The organism is Streptomyces sp. NPDC030222, assembly GCF_055573115.1.
This window is the reverse complement of the sequence record NZ_JBVICA010000009.1, coordinates 227,479-246,153: the sequence shown is the minus strand read 5'-3', so window position 1 is coordinate 246,153 and position 18,675 is coordinate 227,479. Positions and strand designations below refer to the sequence as shown.

General features: G+C 71.9%; 14 protein-coding genes. 2 read left to right on the top strand and 12 right to left on the bottom strand.

What is annotated here, in order from left to right:
• Positions 1-456: 456 nt before the first annotated feature.
• Complete coding sequence (locus ACZ4Z5_RS16240) at positions 457-1,464, bottom strand: stage II sporulation protein M (RefSeq protein ID WP_468262614.1); 1,008 nt, start codon at positions 1,462-1,464, stop codon at positions 457-459.
• A 135-nt stretch (positions 1,465-1,599) separates the two neighbouring features.
• On the opposite strand from ACZ4Z5_RS16240, the gene ACZ4Z5_RS16235 reads away from it, so the two are divergent.
• Positions 1,600-2,709 carry an RDD family protein gene (locus ACZ4Z5_RS16235; RefSeq protein WP_468262611.1) on the top strand — a complete coding sequence of 370 codons (1,110 nt, stop codon included), beginning with the start codon at positions 1,600-1,602 and terminating at the stop codon, positions 2,707-2,709.
• A 234-nt stretch (positions 2,710-2,943) separates the two neighbouring features.
• Here the strand turns inward: ACZ4Z5_RS16235 and ACZ4Z5_RS16230 are convergent, their stop codons facing one another.
• From ACZ4Z5_RS16230 to ACZ4Z5_RS16195, 8 genes are all read right to left on the bottom strand, one after another.
• Positions 2,944-3,597, bottom strand: a complete 654-nt coding sequence (locus tag ACZ4Z5_RS16230) for a hypothetical protein (protein ID WP_468262608.1) — start codon at positions 3,595-3,597, stop codon at positions 2,944-2,946.
• 144 nt (positions 3,598-3,741) lie between these two features.
• Complete coding sequence (gene ahcY, locus ACZ4Z5_RS16225) at positions 3,742-5,199, bottom strand: adenosylhomocysteinase (RefSeq protein ID WP_468262605.1); 1,458 nt, start codon at positions 5,197-5,199, stop codon at positions 3,742-3,744.
• 378 nt (positions 5,200-5,577) lie between these two features.
• Complete coding sequence (locus ACZ4Z5_RS16220) at positions 5,578-6,561, bottom strand: cation diffusion facilitator family transporter (protein ID WP_468262602.1); 984 nt, start codon at positions 6,559-6,561, stop codon at positions 5,578-5,580.
• A gap of 67 nt (positions 6,562-6,628) precedes the next feature.
• Positions 6,629-7,798 carry a mannose-6-phosphate isomerase, class I gene (gene manA / locus ACZ4Z5_RS16215; RefSeq protein ID WP_468262599.1) on the bottom strand — a complete coding sequence of 390 codons (1,170 nt, stop codon included), beginning with the start codon at positions 7,796-7,798 and terminating at the stop codon, positions 6,629-6,631.
• A 217-nt stretch (positions 7,799-8,015) separates the two neighbouring features.
• Positions 8,016-9,140 carry an SIS domain-containing protein gene (locus tag ACZ4Z5_RS16210; protein ID WP_468262596.1) on the bottom strand — a complete coding sequence of 375 codons (1,125 nt, stop codon included), beginning with the start codon at positions 9,138-9,140 and terminating at the stop codon, positions 8,016-8,018.
• A gap of 51 nt (positions 9,141-9,191) precedes the next feature.
• Positions 9,192-9,374 carry a Trm112 family protein gene (locus ACZ4Z5_RS16205; protein WP_468262593.1) on the bottom strand — a complete coding sequence of 61 codons (183 nt, stop codon included), beginning with the start codon at positions 9,372-9,374 and terminating at the stop codon, positions 9,192-9,194.
• Positions 9,375-9,714: 340 nt separating this feature from the next.
• Positions 9,715-11,079 carry a phosphomannomutase/phosphoglucomutase gene (locus tag ACZ4Z5_RS16200; RefSeq protein ID WP_468262590.1) on the bottom strand — a complete coding sequence of 455 codons (1,365 nt, stop codon included), beginning with the start codon at positions 11,077-11,079 and terminating at the stop codon, positions 9,715-9,717.
• A 41-nt stretch (positions 11,080-11,120) separates the two neighbouring features.
• Positions 11,121-11,546: a DUF3499 domain-containing protein gene (locus ACZ4Z5_RS16195; protein ID WP_468262587.1), complete on the bottom strand. Its 426-nt coding sequence runs from the start codon at positions 11,544-11,546 to the stop codon at positions 11,121-11,123.
• A gap of 253 nt (positions 11,547-11,799) precedes the next feature.
• Between ACZ4Z5_RS16195 and ACZ4Z5_RS16190 the strand changes: the two genes are divergently transcribed.
• On the top strand, positions 11,800-12,258 hold the full coding sequence (locus ACZ4Z5_RS16190; protein ID WP_468262584.1) for a metallopeptidase family protein: 459 nt from the start codon (positions 11,800-11,802) through the stop codon (positions 12,256-12,258).
• A gap of 143 nt (positions 12,259-12,401) precedes the next feature.
• On the opposite strand, the gene ACZ4Z5_RS16185 is transcribed toward ACZ4Z5_RS16190, so the two are convergent.
• From ACZ4Z5_RS16185 to ACZ4Z5_RS16175, 3 genes are all read right to left on the bottom strand, one after another.
• Positions 12,402-13,997: a DUF5719 family protein gene (locus ACZ4Z5_RS16185; protein ID WP_468262581.1), complete on the bottom strand. Its 1,596-nt coding sequence runs from the start codon at positions 13,995-13,997 to the stop codon at positions 12,402-12,404.
• Entirely contained in the window at positions 13,994-17,917 is a 3,924-nt protein-coding gene (locus ACZ4Z5_RS16180; RefSeq protein WP_468262578.1) for a glycosyltransferase family 2 protein, read from the bottom strand. The genes ACZ4Z5_RS16185 and ACZ4Z5_RS16180 overlap by 4 nt, the downstream gene beginning before the upstream one ends.
• A 288-nt stretch (positions 17,918-18,205) precedes the next feature.
• Positions 18,206-18,469, bottom strand: a complete 264-nt coding sequence (locus ACZ4Z5_RS16175) for a WhiB family transcriptional regulator (protein WP_017945871.1) — start codon at positions 18,467-18,469, stop codon at positions 18,206-18,208.
• Positions 18,470-18,675: the final 206 nt, after the last annotated feature.

The window sequence follows — 18,675 nt, the reverse complement described above, 5'->3', positions numbered from 1 at the left end:
TCGTCTCAGAGAGACGGGGTTATCAACATATCTGGCGTTGACTTTTGGCACGCTGTTGAGTTCTCAAGGAACGGACGCTTCCTTCGTACTCACCCTTTCGGGCTTTCCTCCGGGCGCTTCCCTTCGGTGTTTCCAACCTTACCAGATTCTTTTTCCGTTCCGTTTCCGGTCTGGATTTCGATTCCGGCGGCCGTTGGAAGGCCTTTACCTTTCGGCGCTCCCCGACTTTATCAGAATCACTTCGGCCGAGCTAATCGGCGTCGCGATCCGGATAAGGATTCGAAGGAGGGTGACTCCTTGAGGACCTCGCCCTCGGAGAGAGTCTGTAGATATGAACCGCTGCCATCGAACGTCCCGTCCAAGGCAACCGTTAAAATCTACCTCCCCACTCGTCCTGTGTCAACAGTCCTTGCGGGGCGAAGAGGACAGTACCAGCTCAGAGGGGTTGCACGCACATCAAGCGGCGGTCGGCAGCTCCGCACTGCGATCGGCCGACTCCACATCGCCACTGTCGCCGGCCCGAGCCGCGCGGCCTCCCAGTACATAGACGTACGCAAGGAACAGCACCTCGGCTGCGATACCGATCCCGATGCGGGCCCAGGTCGGGAGACCTGATGGGGTCACGAATCCCTCGATCAGGCCGGCGACGAAGAGGACCACTGCGAGTCCGATGGCCATACCGAGGGCGGAGCGTCCGCGTTCCGCGAGGGCCGCGCGACGGCTCCGCGGGCCCGGGTCGATCACGGTCCAGCCGAGGCGAAGGCCGGTGCCGGCGGCGATGAAGACCGCGGTCAGTTCTAGGAGACCGTGCGGGAGGACCAGGCCGAGGAAAGTGTCGAGCCGGCCGGCCGACGACATCAGGCCGATGCCCACACCGAGATTCAGCATGTTGAGGAACAGCACCCAGAGCACGAAGACGCCCAGGAAGACTCCCAGTACCAGGCACATCGCAGCGGCCTGCGCATTGTTCGTCCATACCTGGGCGGCGAACGACGCCGCGGGATGACTGGAGTAGTACGTCTCGTACTGACCGCCGGGGCGGGTCAGCTCTCGCAGTTCCTCGGGAGCGGCGATGGCCGCCTGGACTTCGGGATGCGTGCCGATCCACCAGCCTATGACCGCTGCGGCGAGCGTCGACAGCAGTGCGACCGGGATCCACCAGCTCCGTGAGCGGTACACAGCTGCCGGGAATCCCACGGTGAAGAAGCGGGCCGCGTCCCGCCAGGACGAGCGGCGGGTGCCGGTCACCACTGCGCGGGCACGGGCCACGAGCCGGGTGAGCCGGCCGATGAGCACCGGGTCGGGGGCACTGGACTGGATCAGTGAGAGATGCGTCGCGGTGCGCTGGTAGAGCATGACGAGTTCGTCGGCCTCGGCGCCCGTCAGACGCCGTCCCCGGCTCAGCAGGTGGTCGAGACGGTCCCACTGGGCGTGGTGGGCGGTCACGAAGACGTCGAGGTCCATGGTCGGATGCAGCTCCAGGCACTGGGTTCCGTACGGTTCGCACTACTGCTCGTACTACTGCGGCGCGCTGCCGGTCAGCTTGGCAGACTGATGGGTCACGGGGTCGGGGAAGGTCATGTCGAAGGGTGGGCGCCGATGAACGCGCTGGTGACGGGTGATGCGGTCGTACTCGGGCTGCGCCCTGCGAGGCTGCCGAGCCGTGCCCTTGCGCTCGTCATCGACACGATGGTGGTGTGGGCCGCCTATCTGCTGATCACTCTCGCGCTGGTGGCCGCGACCTCGGCTCTCGACGAAGCGGCGGTGAAGGCGATAGCGATCGCCTCGTTCGTCCTCGTGCTGGTGGGGGCCCCGATAGCGGTGGAGACCCTGACGCACGGACGGTCGCTCGGCAAGCTGGCCTGCGGCCTGCGGGTGGTCCGGGACGACGGTGGCCCCATCCGGTTCCGGCACGCGCTCGTTCGCGGAGCGGTCGGAGTGGTCGAGATCCTGATGACGTTCGGTGTGATCGCCTGTATCGCTTCGCTGGTCTCCGCCCGCGGCCGGCGCATCGGCGATGTGTTCGCCGGGACGCTCGTGGTGCGGGAGCGGGTGCCCGCCGGGCAGGCCGGCGTCGTACCTCCTCCGCCTCCGTGGCTGGTCGGACGGTTCGGCGGTCTGGATCTCTCCGCGGTGCCCGACGGGCTGTGGCTCGGCGTACGGCAGTACCTCACGCGCATGGGACAGCTGGATCCGGCGGTGAGCGGGACGATGGCCGAAAGACTGGCGGGCGACCTGGCCGAGCGGACGGGGGCACCGGTTCCCCCGGGTGTGCCTCCGGCGGCCTACCTGGCGGCGGTGCTCCACGAACGGCAGTCGCGTGACGCGCGGCGGGCTTTCGGTGACCGCGCCCACGCGGGCGCTGCGGGTGTTCCCGGGAGCATCGGCGCCGGCGGCACGTCCGGACCGGTGGGGGCAGGACACTCTCCGGTCCTCCCCGGCGGAGGGCCGGGGGCCGGGGCGGTCGCAAGCGAGGTTCCCGGCCGGTCCGCAGCCGCGGCTTCCTCGGCGTCAGCTTCTTCTACTTCGCCGTTCGCGGCACCCGGCCTGATGCCGACTGCTCCGAATCCTGGTCCTGGGCTGCCGGGACAGCCTGGTCCGGTTTCCTCCCCTGCCCCGGTCCCTGCCTCGGCTGAGGCGTCGGCGGCCGATCCCGCCCAGCCGTCACGCCGGGTCTCCCCGCCGACGGGATTCGTGCCGCCGGCGTAGACCGCTCGCCGCCGACCTGGACCGCTCGGGCGGGCTCCCCGGATCTCTGCATCCGCTTCCGTCCCCGGCCCCCTCATCCCTGTGCCCGTTGCTCACTGCGACGGGTTCGCTGCGACCGGGTTCACTGCGACGGGCAACCGGTTCCCCCTGCGGCGCGTGCCGGACGTCAGGCCCGTCTGCACTCAGGCCCTGCTGTCCTCAGGCCCTCTTGTACTCAGGCCTTCCGTCCCCCCGTCAGACCCCGTCCTCCCATTGCTCCGCGGACTCCGCCCCCGACGGGAACACGGACGGCGGGCTTTCGAGGTCCTCCAGCTCGATGCCCGGTGCGGAGAGGACGACGTCGCCGGCGATGTGGATGACCTGCTGTTCGCCCGTGTCGAGGGCGTTGACCTGGTATTCGTCCACGACGAGGGGGCCGTTGTCAGTGGGGTGCGCTTCACTTCTCATCAGGGCCCAGGACTGGTCGACGGTGAGGGGGGCGAGGACCGGGTCCGTGAAGGCGACGAGACGTACCCGCGTCGCGGGGGAACCGGGGGTGAGGCGCAGCAGTCGGGCTGTGGCGACGAGGAACGCGGGGGAACGGCCGGTGAAGGCGTGGGCGCGCACATTGCCTTCCGTGGCGTGGATGCCGCCGGGGTCGGTACGGACCCAGGTGACGCCGTCGAGGGCGGCGCCGCGGACCTGCCAGCCGGCGGCGTGGAGTTCGAGGCGAATGGGGCGGCCCAGTTCGTCGAGGGCGAGGTCGACGGAGCCGGCGTGGTCGCCGGAGGGGGTGGTGATGCTGGAGACGTAGCGCCAGCCGGAGGGGCCGGGGGCGCATTGGAAGTGTTCTTCGCCCAGGGGGGTGTGGTCGTGCGGATCGTGGAGTGAGTAGCGGCCTCGGGGCATGGGTTCCGGTCCTTCACGGGGCAGGCCCCCGCCACGGGGGGACGGGGGCCTGGTCCTGGTGCCTGCTCGTCGGTGCCGGCCTCGGCCGGGCCGGTCGCGCCGGGTGCGGCGCGCCGGCGGTCGGCCGTGGGGCCGGCGGGACGGTCAGTAGCGGTAGTGGTCGGGCTTGTAGGGGCCCTCGACCTTTACACCGATGTAGGCGGCCTGCTCGGGGCGGAGGGTCGTCAGCTTCACGCCGAGCGCGTCGAGGTGGAGCCGGGCGACCTTCTCGTCGAGGTGCTTGGGCAGCGTGTACACGTCGGTCGGATACTGCTCGGGCTTGGTGTACAGCTCGATCTGGGCCAGCGTCTGGTCCGCGAAGGAGTTGGACATCACGAACGACGGGTGGCCGGTGGCGTTGCCCAGGTTCAGCAGGCGGCCCTCGGACAGCACGATGATCGTCTTGCCGTCCGGGAAGGTCCAGGTGTGGACCTGCGGCTTGACCTCGTCCTTGACGATGCCGGGGATCCTGGCGAGGCCCGCCATGTCGATCTCGTTGTCGAAGTGGCCGATGTTGCCGACGATCGCCTGGTGCTTCATCTTGGCCATGTCCGAGGCCATGATGATGTCCTTGTTGCCGGTCGTGGTGATGAAGATGTCGGCCTTGTCGATCACCTCGTCGAGCGTGGTGACCTGGTAGCCGTCCATCGCCGCCTGGAGCGCGCAGATCGGGTCGATCTCGGTGACGATGACCCGGGCGCCCTGGCCGCGCAGCGACTCGGCGCAGCCCTTGCCGACGTCGCCGTAGCCGCAGACGACTGCGACCTTGCCGCCGATCAGCACGTCGGTGGCGCGGTTGATGCCGTCGACCAGCGAGTGGCGGCAGCCGTACTTGTTGTCGAACTTCGACTTCGTCACGGCGTCGTTCACGTTGATCGCCGGGAAGAGCAGGGTGCCGTCGCGGTGCATCTCGTAGAGACGGTGCACGCCCGTGGTGGTCTCCTCGGTGACACCGCGGATCTCGGAGGACAGCAGTGTCCACTTCTGCGGGTTCTCGGCGAGGGTGCGGCCGAGAAGGCGCAGGATGTGGCCGTACTCCTCGCTGTCCGCGGTGGACGGGTCCGGGGCCGCGCCGGCCTTCTCGAACTCGACGCCCTTGTGGACGAGGAGGGTGGCGTCACCACCGTCGTCGAGGATCATGTTCGGTCCGCCGGTGGACGCGTCCGGCCACGTCAGGGCCTGCTCGGTGCACCACCAGTACTCCTCGAGCGTCTCGCCCTTCCAGGCGAAGACCGGCACGCCCTGCGGGTTGTCCGGGGTGCCGTCGGGGCCGACGGCGACGGCGGCCGCGGCGTGGTCCTGGGTGGAGAAGATGTTGCAGGAGGCCCAGCGGACCTCGGCGCCGAGGGCGACGAGGGTCTCGATCAGGACGGCGGTCTGCACGGTCATGTGCAGGGAGCCGGTGATACGGGCACCGGCCAGCGGCCGGCGCTCCGCGTGCTCCTTGCGGATCGCCATCAGGCCGGGCATCTCGTGCTCGGCGAGGGTGATCTCCTTGCGGCCGAAGTCGGCGAGCGACAGGTCCGCGACCTTGAAGTCCTGTCGGTTGGCGACAGAGGTCATAGCGAGCTGCTCCTCGTGGGGTTGGTCGAGGTGGTCAGGGCTGGCCGGCTCTGCGGCGGCGGGCGGGCACGTCCGCACATGCGGACGTGCGGACGTGCGGGTGCCCGCCGCTCGCAGCGCAGTCCGTCGGAGGCCCTCTCTCCCTCGGTCGGCCCGTGCGGGCCGCCCGACCGCCATCAGCAGCGACGTCTGGCACTGATGACGAATCTACACCGATCACCTTGAGGCGCCCCAGTAGCTCTGGTGGAGATCGGTGGCAGACAAGGGCCCACGGGAAGGTGAAGCCGAGAGGGAGGGACCCCGCCCGGTCGTGCGGCGGGGTCCGGGTCCGCGCCCCGTACGCCCGCCCCCGGGGATCCCGGGATCCCTCGTCGCCTCTCAGTGGGCGGTGTCGCCGCCGGGGGTGGGGCCGCCCGGGGTGGCCCGGGGGTCCGGGCCTGCGGCGGCCTCGGCCTCGCTGTAGATGTCCGGCTCCAGGTAGATCACGCGGGCGATCGGGACGGCGGTGCGGATGCGCTCCTCGGCGGCGTTGATCGCGGCGGCGACCTGGGCGGCGGAGTCGCCGTGCCGGACAGCGATCTTGGCGGCCACCAGCAGCTCCTCGGGGCCGAGGTGGAGCGTGCGCATGTGGATGACGCCGCTGACGGTCTCGCCGTCGACGGCCGCCCGGCGGATCTTCTCGACCTCTTCGGTTCCCGCGGCCTCACCGAGCAGCAGGGACTTGGTCTCCGCGGCCAGCACCAGTGCGATGAGGATCAGCAGAGCGCCGATGCAGAGGGTGCCGATGCCGTCCCAGACGCCGTTGCCGGTGAGCAGGGCGAGGCCGACACCGAAGAGGGCGAGGACCAGACCGACGAGGGCACCGAGGTCCTCCAGCAGGACGACCGGGAGCTCGGGCGCCTTGGCGTGGCGCACGAACTCCTTCCAGGAGCGCTTGCCCCGCAGGGTGTTGGACTCCTTGATGGCGGTACGGAAGGAGAACGATTCGGCGATGATCGCGAAGGCGAGGACGCCGATCGGCCAGTACCAGTCCTTGACCTCGTGCGGGTGGACGATCTTCTCGTAGCCCTCGTAGAGGGCGAACATGCCACCGACGGAGAACAGCACGATGGAGACGAGGAACGCGTAGATGTAGCGCTCGCGCCCGTATCCGAAGGGGTGCTGCGGGGTGGCCTCGCGCTGGGCCTTCTTTCCGCCGAGGAGGAGCAGTCCCTGGTTCCCCGAGTCGGCCACCGAGTGCACGCTCTCCGCGAGCATCGACGACGAACCGCTGAAGAGGAACGCCACGAACTTCGCCGCCGCGATCGCGAGGTTCGCGGCGAGCGCCGCGACGATCGCCCTGGTTCCGCCTGACGCGCTCATGGATGAAGTCGTTCCCTTCGTCGGTGGCGGCTCCGGTGGTGCCGCCGTTCGGCGGCACATTGTTGCATCAGGCCACAACGGTCGCGCGGAAGACCGTCCCCGCACCGGACAGTTCGGTCTTCTCGCCCGCCGGTACGAACACCGACTGGCCGGGAGCGAGGCCGAGTTGGCCGACGGTGACCGCTCCGGCGGTGCACAGCAGGATCTGGGGGGTGCGGGCGGTGGTGAGGTCGCGCGGTGCGGCGCCGGGTGCCAGGACGTGGCGGGAGAGCCGGAAGTCGTCGACCGGGGTGTCGTAGACCTCCTCGCCCGAGGACGAGGCCTCGGGACGGAGGACGAGCGGCTCCATCGGGTCGAAGCGCGTGACGTGGAGGAGCTCGGGCACGTCGATGTGCTTCGGGGTCAGTCCGCAGCGCAGCACGTTGTCCGACGTGGCCATGATCTCGACCGCGAGACCTCCTATGTAGGCGTGCGGGATTCCGGCGCCGAGGTACATGGCCTCGCCGGGCTGGAGCCGCACGTGGTTGAGCAGCATGGCGGCGATGACGCCCGGGTCGCCCGGGAAGTGGTGGGCGAGCGTCACGTACGGGGCGTAGGGTCCGCCGAGGCGTTCGGCGGCGGCCGTGGTCTCGACGACGGTGGCGGCCATCTCCTCGTGGTCCGCGGAGAGTATGGCGGTGAGGACCTCGCGCAGGGCGGCGTCGGCGGGGTGGGCGTGCAGCAGGTCGACGTACGGCTTGAGGGAGTCGACGTCGAGTGCGGCCAGCAGTTCGGCCGTCTCGTCGGGGTTGCGGAAGCCGCACATGCCGTCGAACGGGGTGAGGGCGCAGACCAGTTCGGGCTTGTGGTTGGGGTCCTTGTAGTTGCGGTGGGGCGCGTCGACCGGGATTCCGCGGCGTTCCTCGTCCTCGTAGCCGGCCTTGGCCTGCTTCAGGTCCGGGTGCACCTGGAGGGAGAGTGGTGAGCCCGCGGCGATCACTTTGAGGAGGAACGGCAGGCGCGGTCCGAACTTCTCCGCTGCCGCGGTGCCGAGTTCGCGGACCGGGTCGGCGGCGATGACGTCGGAGAGCGCGGACTCGCCGCCCGTGCCTCGGTCGACGCCGGAGGGCGCCCCGGGGTGGGTTCCCATCCACATCTCGGCCTGCGGTTCGCCCGTCGGGGCGATGCCCAGCAGCTCCGGGATGGCGGTCGTGGAGCCCCACGCGTAGGGGCGCACGGTGTTGGAGAGGCGGTCCATGATGGCTCTTCCTGGGTCTGCCGCGGAGGCTGCGTGCGTTCACCGCGGGGCGCGGTCCGGGAGTGAGTGGTGCGGTTTCGTGAGCTGGGGCCGGGGCGGGCTGTGCGTGGTGCCTGCCGGGAGACCGGACCGCGCCGCGCCGACCCGGCCCCCGTCTGAGCCCGGGACGGTGTCCCGACGCCGTCCGGGGCCGGTCCCGGGCGGAGCCGGACACCTGCTAAGCCGAGGCCAGCGTCAGATAGACGGCGGCGAAGTCGGTGACGGCGACCAGCTCCGCGAGGGTTTCCAGCTCGCTGCCCTCCTCCGGTTCGAGTTCGCTGACCGCGGTGTCGTGGCTGAGGGCGAGCTCCCGGGCGGCCGGGGCGGCGGAGAGACCTCCGGCCGGGTGGTCGCGCAGGAGGAGCACCCGTGCGTGCAGGGCCTGTGCCTCCTCGACGCGGTCCCGGAAGAAGTCGTCGGGGTCGGCGCCCGCCGCGAGCGCTCCGGCCAGCAGGATGCCGTGCGCGGGAAGCGCTTCCGGGAGTTCCGCGGCGAGGGCGGGACGGCCGGCCAGTTCGGCCAGCACGGCGGCGAACCGGCGGCCGACGGGGGCCGCGCAGACGCCCTCCGTCCAGATCAGCGGCAGGGAGTCGGCGAGCTCGGCGGCGAGGGTCTTCGCGGGGTTGCTGTACGTCGCGGTGGCCGGGCCGCAGCGTTCCGCGGTGCGGTCCAGCCGGTCGGCCACCTTCTCCAGGACGTCCGGCGGGGCCGCGAGCAGCCCCACCCGGTCGAGCAGCGCGAGGAGCGGGGTGAAGAGCGCCCAGAGGGCGTTGGGGCTGGCCGCGGGCGTGCCCTCGTACAGCTCGTGCGGGGCGGTGGCCATCGGTACGACCAGGCCGTGCCCGCCGCTCACCGCTTCGCTCAGCGGGGAGCGCTGCGGGGCGACTGCGACGACCGTGCAGCCCCGTCGGTACGCCTGTTCGGCGAGGAGGGCGAGGCCGGGCTCGGTGCCGTCGGTCGTCACGATCAGCAGGAGGTCGACGCTGCCCGCCCAGCCGGGGAGGGTCCAGCGCAGGGCTCCCGCTGCGGCCGCGACCCCGCTCGGGTTGAGCCGGGTCACCGGGCAGGCGGCGCCTGCGAGTGCGCCGAGCAGATCGGCGACCCCGCCGGCGGCGGTGCCGGGTCCCGCGATGAGGACGGCGCGGGGGCGGCCGTCCGGGCGGAGGTCCGCGATGCCGGCCTCGGCGGCGTGCCGGGCGGCGGTGCGGACCCGGGCACCGGCTTCGGCGGCGCCGCGCAGGAGTTGCCGGCGGTCGGCGCGTGCCAGGGCTTCCGGGGCGTCGAGCAACGACTCGTCCAGCATGGGGCGGCCTCCGATCGCGGGTGCGGGTCCGTACGGCGTCTGCGTGCTCCGCTACGCCGGGCGGCGGGCCTCGTCGACGAGGAGGACGGGGATGCCGTCCCGGACGGGGTAGGCCAGGCCGCAGTCCTCGCCGGTGCAGATCAGCTCGGGGGTCTCGGCCGCGGAGCGGTCGTCGAGCGGGGCATGGCAGGCCGGGCAGGCGAGGATCTCCAGGAGTCCGGCTTCGAGCGGCATGGTCGAGTCCCTTCGGGCGCCGCGTCCAAGATGTCCGCGGCCAGGTGGTCTGGGCCACGTCAGCGTACCGCTGGGGCCAGTGGGTGGCGTGTCGGGTGGCTTATCCCGCCGTCGTGGCTTCGGCGTGCCGACGCGTGTCGCCGGACGGCGGGCGGGGCGTGGCGGGTAGGCCGAACGGGTGTGGTGCACCCGTCCGGCGTACGCGGGCCGGCCGTGATCCGCAACCGTGCACAACCTTGATCCGCAGTGGTGATCCGCGGGGTGCGCGCAGATCCCCGAGCGGACCCCGAGACGAACCCCCGAGCGGACCCCGGTACGAACCCCCGGCGGATCACCGGGGTCAGCCGCGGATGAGGGCGAGCGCCTCGTCGCGGATCTTGGCCATGGTCGCCTCGTCGCGGGCCTCCGCATTGAGGCGGAGGAGAGGCTCGGTGTTGGAGGGGCGGACGTTGAACCACCAGTCGTCGGTGGTGACGGTCAGCCCGTCGAGCTCGTCGATGGTGACGCCGTCGCGTCCTGCGAAGGCCTGGCGGACGGCGTCGAGGCGGGCACTCTGGTCGTCCACCGTGGAGTTGATCTCGCCGGAGGACGCGTACCGGTCGTACTGGGCGACGAGCTGGGACAGCGGCCCGTCCTGGCCGCCGAGGGCGGCGAGGACGTGGAGCGCGGCGAGCATGCCGGTGTCGGCGTTCCAGAAGTCGCGGAAGTAGTAGTGCGCGGAGTGCTCACCGCCGAAGATCGCGCCGGTGCGGGCCATCTCCTCCTTGATGAAGGAGTGGCCGACGCGGGTACGGACGGGCGTGCCGCCGTTCTCGCGGACGACCTCGGGCACGGACCACGAGGTGATGAGGTTGTGGATGACCGTGCCGCCGGAGTGCTTGGCGAGTTCCCGTGCGGCGACGAGGGCCGTGATGGCGGACGGCGGGACGCCTTCGCCGCGCTCGTCGACGACGAAGCAGCGGTCGGCGTCGCCGTCGAAGGCGAGGCCGATGTCGGCGCCGGTCCCACGGACCTTGGCCTGGAGGTCGACGATGTTCCTCGGGTCGAGGGGGTTGGCCTCGTGGTTGGGGAAGGTGCCGTCGAGTTCGAAGTACATCGGTACGAGGTCGATGGGCAGGCCCTCGAACACGGTGGGCACGGTGTGGCCGCCCATCCCGTTGCCGGCGTCGACGACGACCTTGAGGGGGCGGATGTCCGTGAGGTCCACGAGGCTGCGCAGGTGGGCGGCGTACTCGACCAGGACGTCTCGTTCGCCGATGGTCCCGGAGCGCTCGGCGGCGGCGGGTGCGCCGGAGTCCAGCCAGCGCTCGACCAGGGCGCGGATCTCGGAGAGGCCGGTGTCCTGGCCCACGGGGGCGGCGCCCGCACGGCACATCTTGATGCCGTTGTACTGGGCGGGGTTGTGCGAGGCGGTGAACATCGCACCGGGCAGACCCATGCTGCCCGAGGCGAAGTACAGCTGGTCGGTGGAGCAGAGCCCGATCAGGGTGACGTCCGCGCCCTGTGCCGCGGCACCTCGGGCGAAGGCGTTGGACAGGCCCGGCGAGGAGGGTCGCATGTCATGGCCGACCACGATCGCGCCGGCACCGGTCACCTGGACGAACGCGGCGCCGAACAGCTCCGCGAGGCTCTCGTCCCACTGGTCCGGCACCACCCCGCGCACGTCGTACGCCTTCACGATCTGCGACAGATCGGCAGCAGCCACGGCCAAACCCTCCCTGGAGTCCTCTTAGGTCTCCTCACAAACTACTCGGGAGAGCGCAGAACTCGCAGATGACCTCGGCGGGCGACCTCACGCGGATCGGCCGTACGGGCGTTGTTGCCGCCACCGGCCTCCGCGGCGCGGTCGTGCGGCCGGGCCGCTTCGCGTACGGCGTTGGCAAGCGCTTCCAGGTCGTCACCGCTGGGGCGGGTCGGGCCGGAGCCGTCGGAGAGGCGGACGACCTCCCAGCCGCGCGGTGCGGTGAGCCGCTCGCTGTGCTCGGCGCACAGGTCATAGCAGTGCGGCTCGGCGTAGGTGGCGAGCGGTCCGAGGACCGCGGTCGAGTCCGCATAGACGTACGTCAGGGTCGCGACGGCGGGACGTCCGCATGCGGTGCGCGAACAGCGACGTACAAGGCTCACGACGTTGGACGGTACCGCACTCTTGACCGGGCCGCGACGACTCTCCACCACGTCACTCCCCCGTGTCGCACTGTGACCTCCGCCACGAGCCCATCCTGAAGGACCTTTCTGACCTGCGGGTAAGGCGCCGGTGAACGGGGCGGGGCAGGTGTCGACCCGGTCAGCTCGCGGGTTTCTTTCCGTCATCCGCCATGAAATCCGCGGTCACGGATGGGCCGGTAATCGAGCCCAAGAGTGTCCGAAATGCTCACCCTGCGACATCGCAGCAACAGGACCGGAGGAGGGCTACCCTGCGTGAGTGATGGACAGTCCGGTACCGCCCCTACCCGCAGAGCCGCGGCCGCGGCGCAGAGACCGCCACGGACGCGGGATGCGGGGCCCCGTCGCCCCGCCCCAGGTCCCCCTCTCGGCCAGCAGGGCCGAGTCCTTCCGCGATCTCGTGCAGGACTCCGTGGAGCGGCTGGAGCGCCGCTGGCCGCAACTCGCCGACGTCGACTTCCTGGTGCTGGACGTGCCGCGGATGGGTGACGGGAGCGGCGGCCCGGATGCGTGGGTCGACGAGCCGGTACCGCTGGGCCGGGCGGTGAGCGCGGAGAAGGACCGGCCGGCCCGGATCTTCGTCTACCGGCGGCCCGTCGAGATCCGGACGAAGAACCGCGAGGAGCGGGCCCTGCTCGTCCACGAGGTCGTCGTGGAACAGGTCGCGGAACTGCTCGGCCTGGCGCCCGAGTCCGTCGATCCCCGGTACGGACAGGACTGAGCGGGTACGGACCGGACCTCGCCCATCCGGTGCGCCCGGCCCGGTCCTGACGTCGGCTTCGAGCCCGGCTTCGAGCCGCCGCCGGCACGGGCTGCGACCACCCTCCCGGCGGGACGTCCCGCGCGTGGACGTCCGCCGCCCTGTCAGTCGTCGAGCACGGACAGGTCCTGGACGGCCTTCGGGACCGCGACCGTGCCCCGGTCGTCCGGCATCGTCTGGATCGTGAACATCGGGACGCCGTCCTCGGGGATCTCCAGCACGCGTGCCGCGTGGACCGGTCCGCCCGACTCGGTGGCGACGGTCAGCGCGTACGAACCCTTGAGACCTGCGGGAACCGGCGGCTGAACCGCCAGCGTCGTGCCGGCCTTGACCGTGTAGGTCTTGACGGTCGGCTCGCCGCCCTCGGTGCCCGCCGAGGCGGTGACCTTCACCTTCGCCGCTTCCGCCGCGTACAGGGCGAGCGTGGAGCCCTTGGCACGGTTGTCGGCGGCCGTCGCGCGGGAGCCGACCGGGCCGGTGGCCGGGATGTAGGCGATCTCCTGTTTGTCGCCCTTGCCGCGTACCACGCGCAGCGCCGCGACGACCGGTGTGGGCCGCTGGTTCCCGGAAGGCTTGAGGACGAGCGAACCGGCCTCGCCCTTGGTGAGGTCCTTGAGGTCGGCGACCGCCGTCATGCCCGCCTTGACGTGCAGGGATTCGTTACCGGCGGGCGTGATGGTGCCGGTCGGGCCGGCCAGTCCGATCCTGAGGTCGGCGTCGTCCTGTCCGGGGACGTGGGCGATGAGGCGCACCGAGGTGGCGTCGGCCGGGATGCCCGGCAGGACGAGCGTCCCGGCGGGATCGGCGGACGCGGTCAGCCAGTCGCTGCCCGTCTTGGCGTCGGCGACCTGGACGACCGCGCCGACCCGCCCGTTGCGGGTGGTGACGTGTGCGGTGAGGTCGGGGACGGCTTCGGAGGTGAGGGTGCTGAGCAGGACGGGAACGCTCGACCGGGCCGGGACCGTGATCTCCTCGCCGGCCTCCGTCTTCACCTTGCCCTGGGGGCCGTAGAGCTCGATGTCGGCCACGGCGGCGGTGTCATCGGGGTTGGTGAGGTGGACGTAGTCCTGCCGTTCGGCTGCGGTGCCCACGCCGGGGAACCAGAAGTCGGTGTCGGGGACGGTGCATCCGAGGCCGAGCAGACCGCGGGAGCCGCCGACGGTGAGCGACGTGGTCTGCTGGACCGTCCAGCCGGGGGCGAGCGGGCCGTCGGCGGATCCGACGAGAGCGGGGGCGGTGCTGCCGGATGCCTCGGCTGCGGCCGGCTTTCCGGGTTCCTTGAGGGTCAGCACGGGTTTCGCCTCGGCCGGGGGCTTTGCGCCCGCCGCACCTGTCCTGCCGCCCTGCCCGTCCTTCTCCGCGTCCGCCTTGCCGGAGTCCTTCGAGCCGTCGTCCTTCCCGTCCTTGTCGTCCTTCCCGGTGTCGTCGTCCTTGGTCGTGAGGGCGGCGGACGGCACGAGTTCGGCGGTTCCGGCCCCCTTGCCGCGGGCTCCGGCGGGGGTGAACGAGGTGTATGTGGTCTCGGCGACCTCGGAGCTGCTCGGCGCGGGGCACAGCAGGCTCGACCGCTCGACGGGCAGCAGCGCCGCCGCCCTGGCTCCGGCCGGCTTCCCGCCGTCGGGCGTGACGATCGCGGCGAGGCCCGTGACGGCGGCGAGCGCGCCGACGGCCGCGACCAGGGAGAGTGCGGTGCGGTTCATCGGTTGCTCCCGTCGGGGCGCTGCCCGCTCTCGTGGCCGTCGGAGCGGCCGTCCGTGGCGGGCTGCTGTCCGTACCCGTAGGGGTCGTAGGCGTCGTAGGCGGTGCCCTGCCCGTAGGGGGCCTGCGCGTGGTCGCCCTGCTGGTACTGGGTCTGTCCGTACCCGGATTGCTCGTATCCGGACTGTTCGTACCCGGGCTGCTCGTATCCGGGCTGCTCGTATCCCGGCTGCTGGTAGCCGCCCTGTGGGTACTGCTCGTGCGTGAACTGCGCGGTCCGGTACGGATCGTCCTGCTGGTGGACGGCCGTCCCGTACGGGTCGGCCGACTGGTACGAGCCATCGCCGTGGTGCGCGTACTGGTCGCCCCCGTAGGTGCCGGCATACGGGTCGCCGGTATGCGCCCCACCTGCGTACGTCCCCTGATAGGGGTCCTGGTGGGCGGTGTGGACGGTGTCCTGGGACGGGTGTTCGCCGATGTCGTCCCATGCGGCGTGGGACGGCTGCTGCGGTACGTACGGGGTGCCGGTCCCCCGGTCGGCCGTCACGTCGGCGGCCGCTCCGGTCTCCTCGGCGGGGTCCGCGCTCTGATCGGCCTCGGCTGCCGCGCGGAGTCGGCGCGCCCTGCGGCCCTCGCCGTCGGCGGGCTGGGCGGGGACGGCCACGGTTTCGGGTGTGTCGTCCGGCAGGTCGTCGTCGATCTGCCGGCGGCGGCCCGGGAGGGCCAGCACGAGGAGGACGACGACGAGGGCGACCTGTGTCCACACCCGGGCACGATGGGTGAACGGCGCCTCGTAGACGACGTCGAGCCGGCCTCCGGCGGCGGGCAGTTCGAAGCCCTGGGCCCAGCCGTCGACGGTGATCCTCTTCAGCTGCCTGCCGTCGAGGGTGGCCGTCCAGCCGGGGGCGGCCCTGTCGGCGATGCGCAGGACCCGGCCGCCGTCGCCCGAGGGGATCTTCGTGTGGATCTCGACGGGGTCGGCGGCGACCGCCTTGGGCTCGGCAGCACCGCCACCGGCCCCGGCGGGCACGATGGTGGCGCGGGCGACGGGCTGGTCGACGCTCCACAGGGCGCTGCCGTCGAGCTGGCTGAGCCGGATGAGGCCGGGCGTGGCGTCGAGGACGCGGCTGGTCTGGCGGGGTGCGTCGTCCCGCACCAGGACGTAGCGGATCGCGAAGCCGCTGAGCTGGCGCGACTGGTCGGCGCCCGATCCGGCGACGAGGCGGGCCACGACCTTCTCGAGCTGCGGGTCCGCGCCGCCGGCCTCCGCGAGTTCGGCGTCGCCGAGCCGGGCACCGGAGCCGCGGACGAGCATGTAGGAGATCTCGGCGGGCGAGCTGCCGCCGAGGACCAGGGTGCGGGCCTGGTCGCTGCTGCTGCTCTCCTCGGCGACGAACGCGGGCACCTGCACCGGGTCACGGCGCTCCAGGGGGCCCGCGGCGCCGCCGACCGTCCAGCCGACGACGGCGATCAGCGGGCCGACGGCGGCGGCGAGCGCCACAAGCACGGCGACGGGCTGGCGCCAGCCGAAACCGTGTGCCGCCACGCGTGCGTGGGCGCCGTCCGCGCCGAGCACGGCGGCGGCGAGCAGGGCGAGGCCGTAGACGAGGGTGGTGGGACCGGCCCAGCCGCCGTCGGTGCCGTTGGTGACCACGGCGAGGACCAGGGCGGTGACGGCGGTGGCCCACGCGGTGCGGATCGCGAGCTGCCGCTCGGCACGGAGCAGTGCGGCGAGGGCGGCGAGCACCAGGCCGATGAGCAGCAGGCCGCCGGTGGTCCTGGGGCCGCCGGGGCTGATGCCCAGCAGGTCGAGTGCGGACGCCGGGCCGGTCGCGTAGGCCAGTCCGGCCTCGTGGAACAGGCGGGCGGGGTCGCGGAGCAGGCTCAGCGACCAGGGGGCGAGGACCAGGACGGGGGTGCCGACGGTGACGAGGAACCGGGGTGCGTACGCGGTGATGTCGTCGCGCCGGACGGCCAGGAGCGCGATGCCGAGGAGGACGGCGAGCGGCCATACGACGGGGGTGAAGGCCATCGCGGCGGTCAGCAGGAAGGTGTAGGCCCAGGTGGCCCGCCAGCTCCCGCGGGCGCCGTGCTGGAAGCCGGCGGCGGCGACCGCGGCGCGGGCGATGAGCGGGAGCAGGACGGCGAGGACGGCCGTGCCGAGCCGGCCGGTGGCGAGGGCGCCGGTGGCGGCGGGCAGGAACGCGTAGGCGACGGCCGCCCAGGCGCGCAGCAGCCGGGATTCGACGAGGGGCCGGGAGGCGAAGTACGCGGTGAGTCCGGCGAGCGGCACCGAGCAGACGAGCAGCACGGTGACGGCGAAGCCGGTGGAGCCGAGGAAGAGCGCGGAGAGCGCGGCGAGGACGGCGAGGTAGGGCGGTGCGCTCTGGGTGCCGCCGGTACCGACGGGGTGCCAGCCGTCGGCGTACCGTCCCCAGAGGCCGGACACGTCGTCGGGTACGGGCAGCAGCGCGCCGCCGGAGAGGGAGCCGGCGCCGAGGAGTCCCCGGCAGGCGACGAGGGAGACGAGGAGGAGCAGCGCGAAGAGGACGGGGGCGGGCCGGCGGGCGATCCGCTTGAGCCTGGCGAACTGTTCGATCTCCAGGAAGTCGGCGTCCTCGTCGCCGGGACCGGATTCCACCGCGCCGTGGCGTGAGCCACCGGAGTCGGCGGTGGCGCCTCCGATGCCGGAGACGAGCTGTTCGACGGTGGCGCGGACGGTGGCCCCGGGCGGCGGGAAGAGGTGGCGCAGCTCGCCGGGCGGGACGGCGGCTCTGCCGCGTGCGCGGCGGGCGGCGAGGATGCGTTCGGGCCGGAGCAGGGTGCCGAGGAGTCCGGTGATCTCGTCGACGGCCTGACCCGGGGCCTTGCCGACGAGGTAGGCGAGGGTGCGCAGGACCGTCCCGAGGACGAGCCGGAGCAGGACGAACGGGAGAGCGGCGCCGCGCGCGTTGGCGAGGAGGGTGAAGACGGCCCCGGCCTTGTCGACACGGTGCGGGCTGGCACCGCGCCGCGCGAAGCGGGTCGATGAGGGGTGGCGGTCGGGCGACGGGCGGGCGGACCGTCCGGCGCAGTCGACGGTGCGGCGTTCGCGGGCGGCGGCCTCGGCGTGCCGGAGCACGGCGTCGGGGGCGACGAGGACGCGGTGTCCGGCGGCGTGGGCGCGCCAGCACAGGTCGACGTCGTCGCGCATCAGGGGCAGGCGGCGGTCGAAGCCGCCGAGTTCCTCCCACACGTCGCGGCGGACGAGCATGCCCGCGGAGGACACGGAGAGCACGGTGCGGACCTGGTCGTGCTGTCCCTGGTCCTGTTCGCGGCGGTCGAGTCCGGTCCAGCGGCGGCCGCTGTTGGCGATGGTGACGCCGACTTCGAGGAGCTGCTTGCGGTCGTACCAGCCGCGGAGCTTGGGGCCGACGACGGCGGCGTGGGGGTCGCTGTCGGCGACGCGCAGCAGTTCGGCGAGGGCGCCGGGGTCGGGGGCGCTGTCGTCGTGGAGCAGCCACAGCCACTGGACGGGTTCGCCGTGCGGCAGTTCGGGCAGGTCGTAGGCGTCGTCGTGCCAGGTCCGGTTCACCGGGTCCCAGCCGCTGGGCCGCTTGAGGTACGGCAGGTCGTCGGGCGTGAGCGGGGGGGCGTTGCGGACGGCCTCTTCGACGGCGGCGCCGAAACCGGTGCGGCGCGCCAGGTGGAGGACGCGGTCGTCGCCGAGTGCCCGGGAGACGAGGCTGGCGGAGTCGTCGGCGCTGCCGGTGTCGGCGGCGACGGCGTACTGGACGGGGCGTTCCTGGCCGAGGAGCCCGGTGAGCACGTCGGGCAGCCAGCGGGCGCCGTCGTGCGAGACGAGGACGGCGGTGACGACGTGCCGGGGGAACTCGGGTGTCGAGGATCCCGAGTGCGGGGCTGTCGCTGTGTGCACGGACATGGGGGTACGGGCCCTCCGGCCGGGCTCCCGGGTCGCCCCCCGGAAGGCTGCTGTACTGACTTTTGTGCTGGTGTGGCTGCTGTGCTGTGTCGCTGCTGTGCTTCGTGTCGCCGCCAGGGCCGCGACGGGTGTCGCGGCCCGGTGCACCGGCTGCGACGCCGTGCCTCGACAGCGCCCCACACTAACGGCTGACAACACAGCGGTCCGCCGCCTGTGGACAGCTCACAGGCGGCGGACCGTTCGTGTGGTGCGGAGTTCCGGGTGCTTTCGAGGGCCGACCGGGGCTGGTCAGACGGCGGCCTTTTTCAGGCGGCGGCGTTCACGTTCGGACAGGCCGCCCCAGATGCCGAACCGTTCGTCGTTGGCAAGGGCGTATTCGAGACATTCGGAGCGGACTTCACAGGCGAGGCAGACCTTCTTGGCCTCACGAGTGGAACCGCCCTTTTCGGGGAAGAAGGACTCGGGATCGGTCTGGGCGCACAATGCGCGCTCCTGCCAGCCGAGTTCCTCGTCCGCGTCCTCGACCAGCAGTTGCTGGAACAGCTCGGTCATGTGCGCCCCTCGTCTGTCTTCTTGCGTCCCCGTGGTGCCGCCGATCGTCGACCCGGCAGAACGACACGAGTGAAATTACAAGTTCGGTGCTCCGGGCCAGTCAAGCCGAGATCTGCTATTGGGCCCGGTATTCACTCTGCGGAACCAAGGCTAGGTGGAAAGTGTTCAAATCGGCAAAAAACATGACACCACCGCCGGCCGTCCAC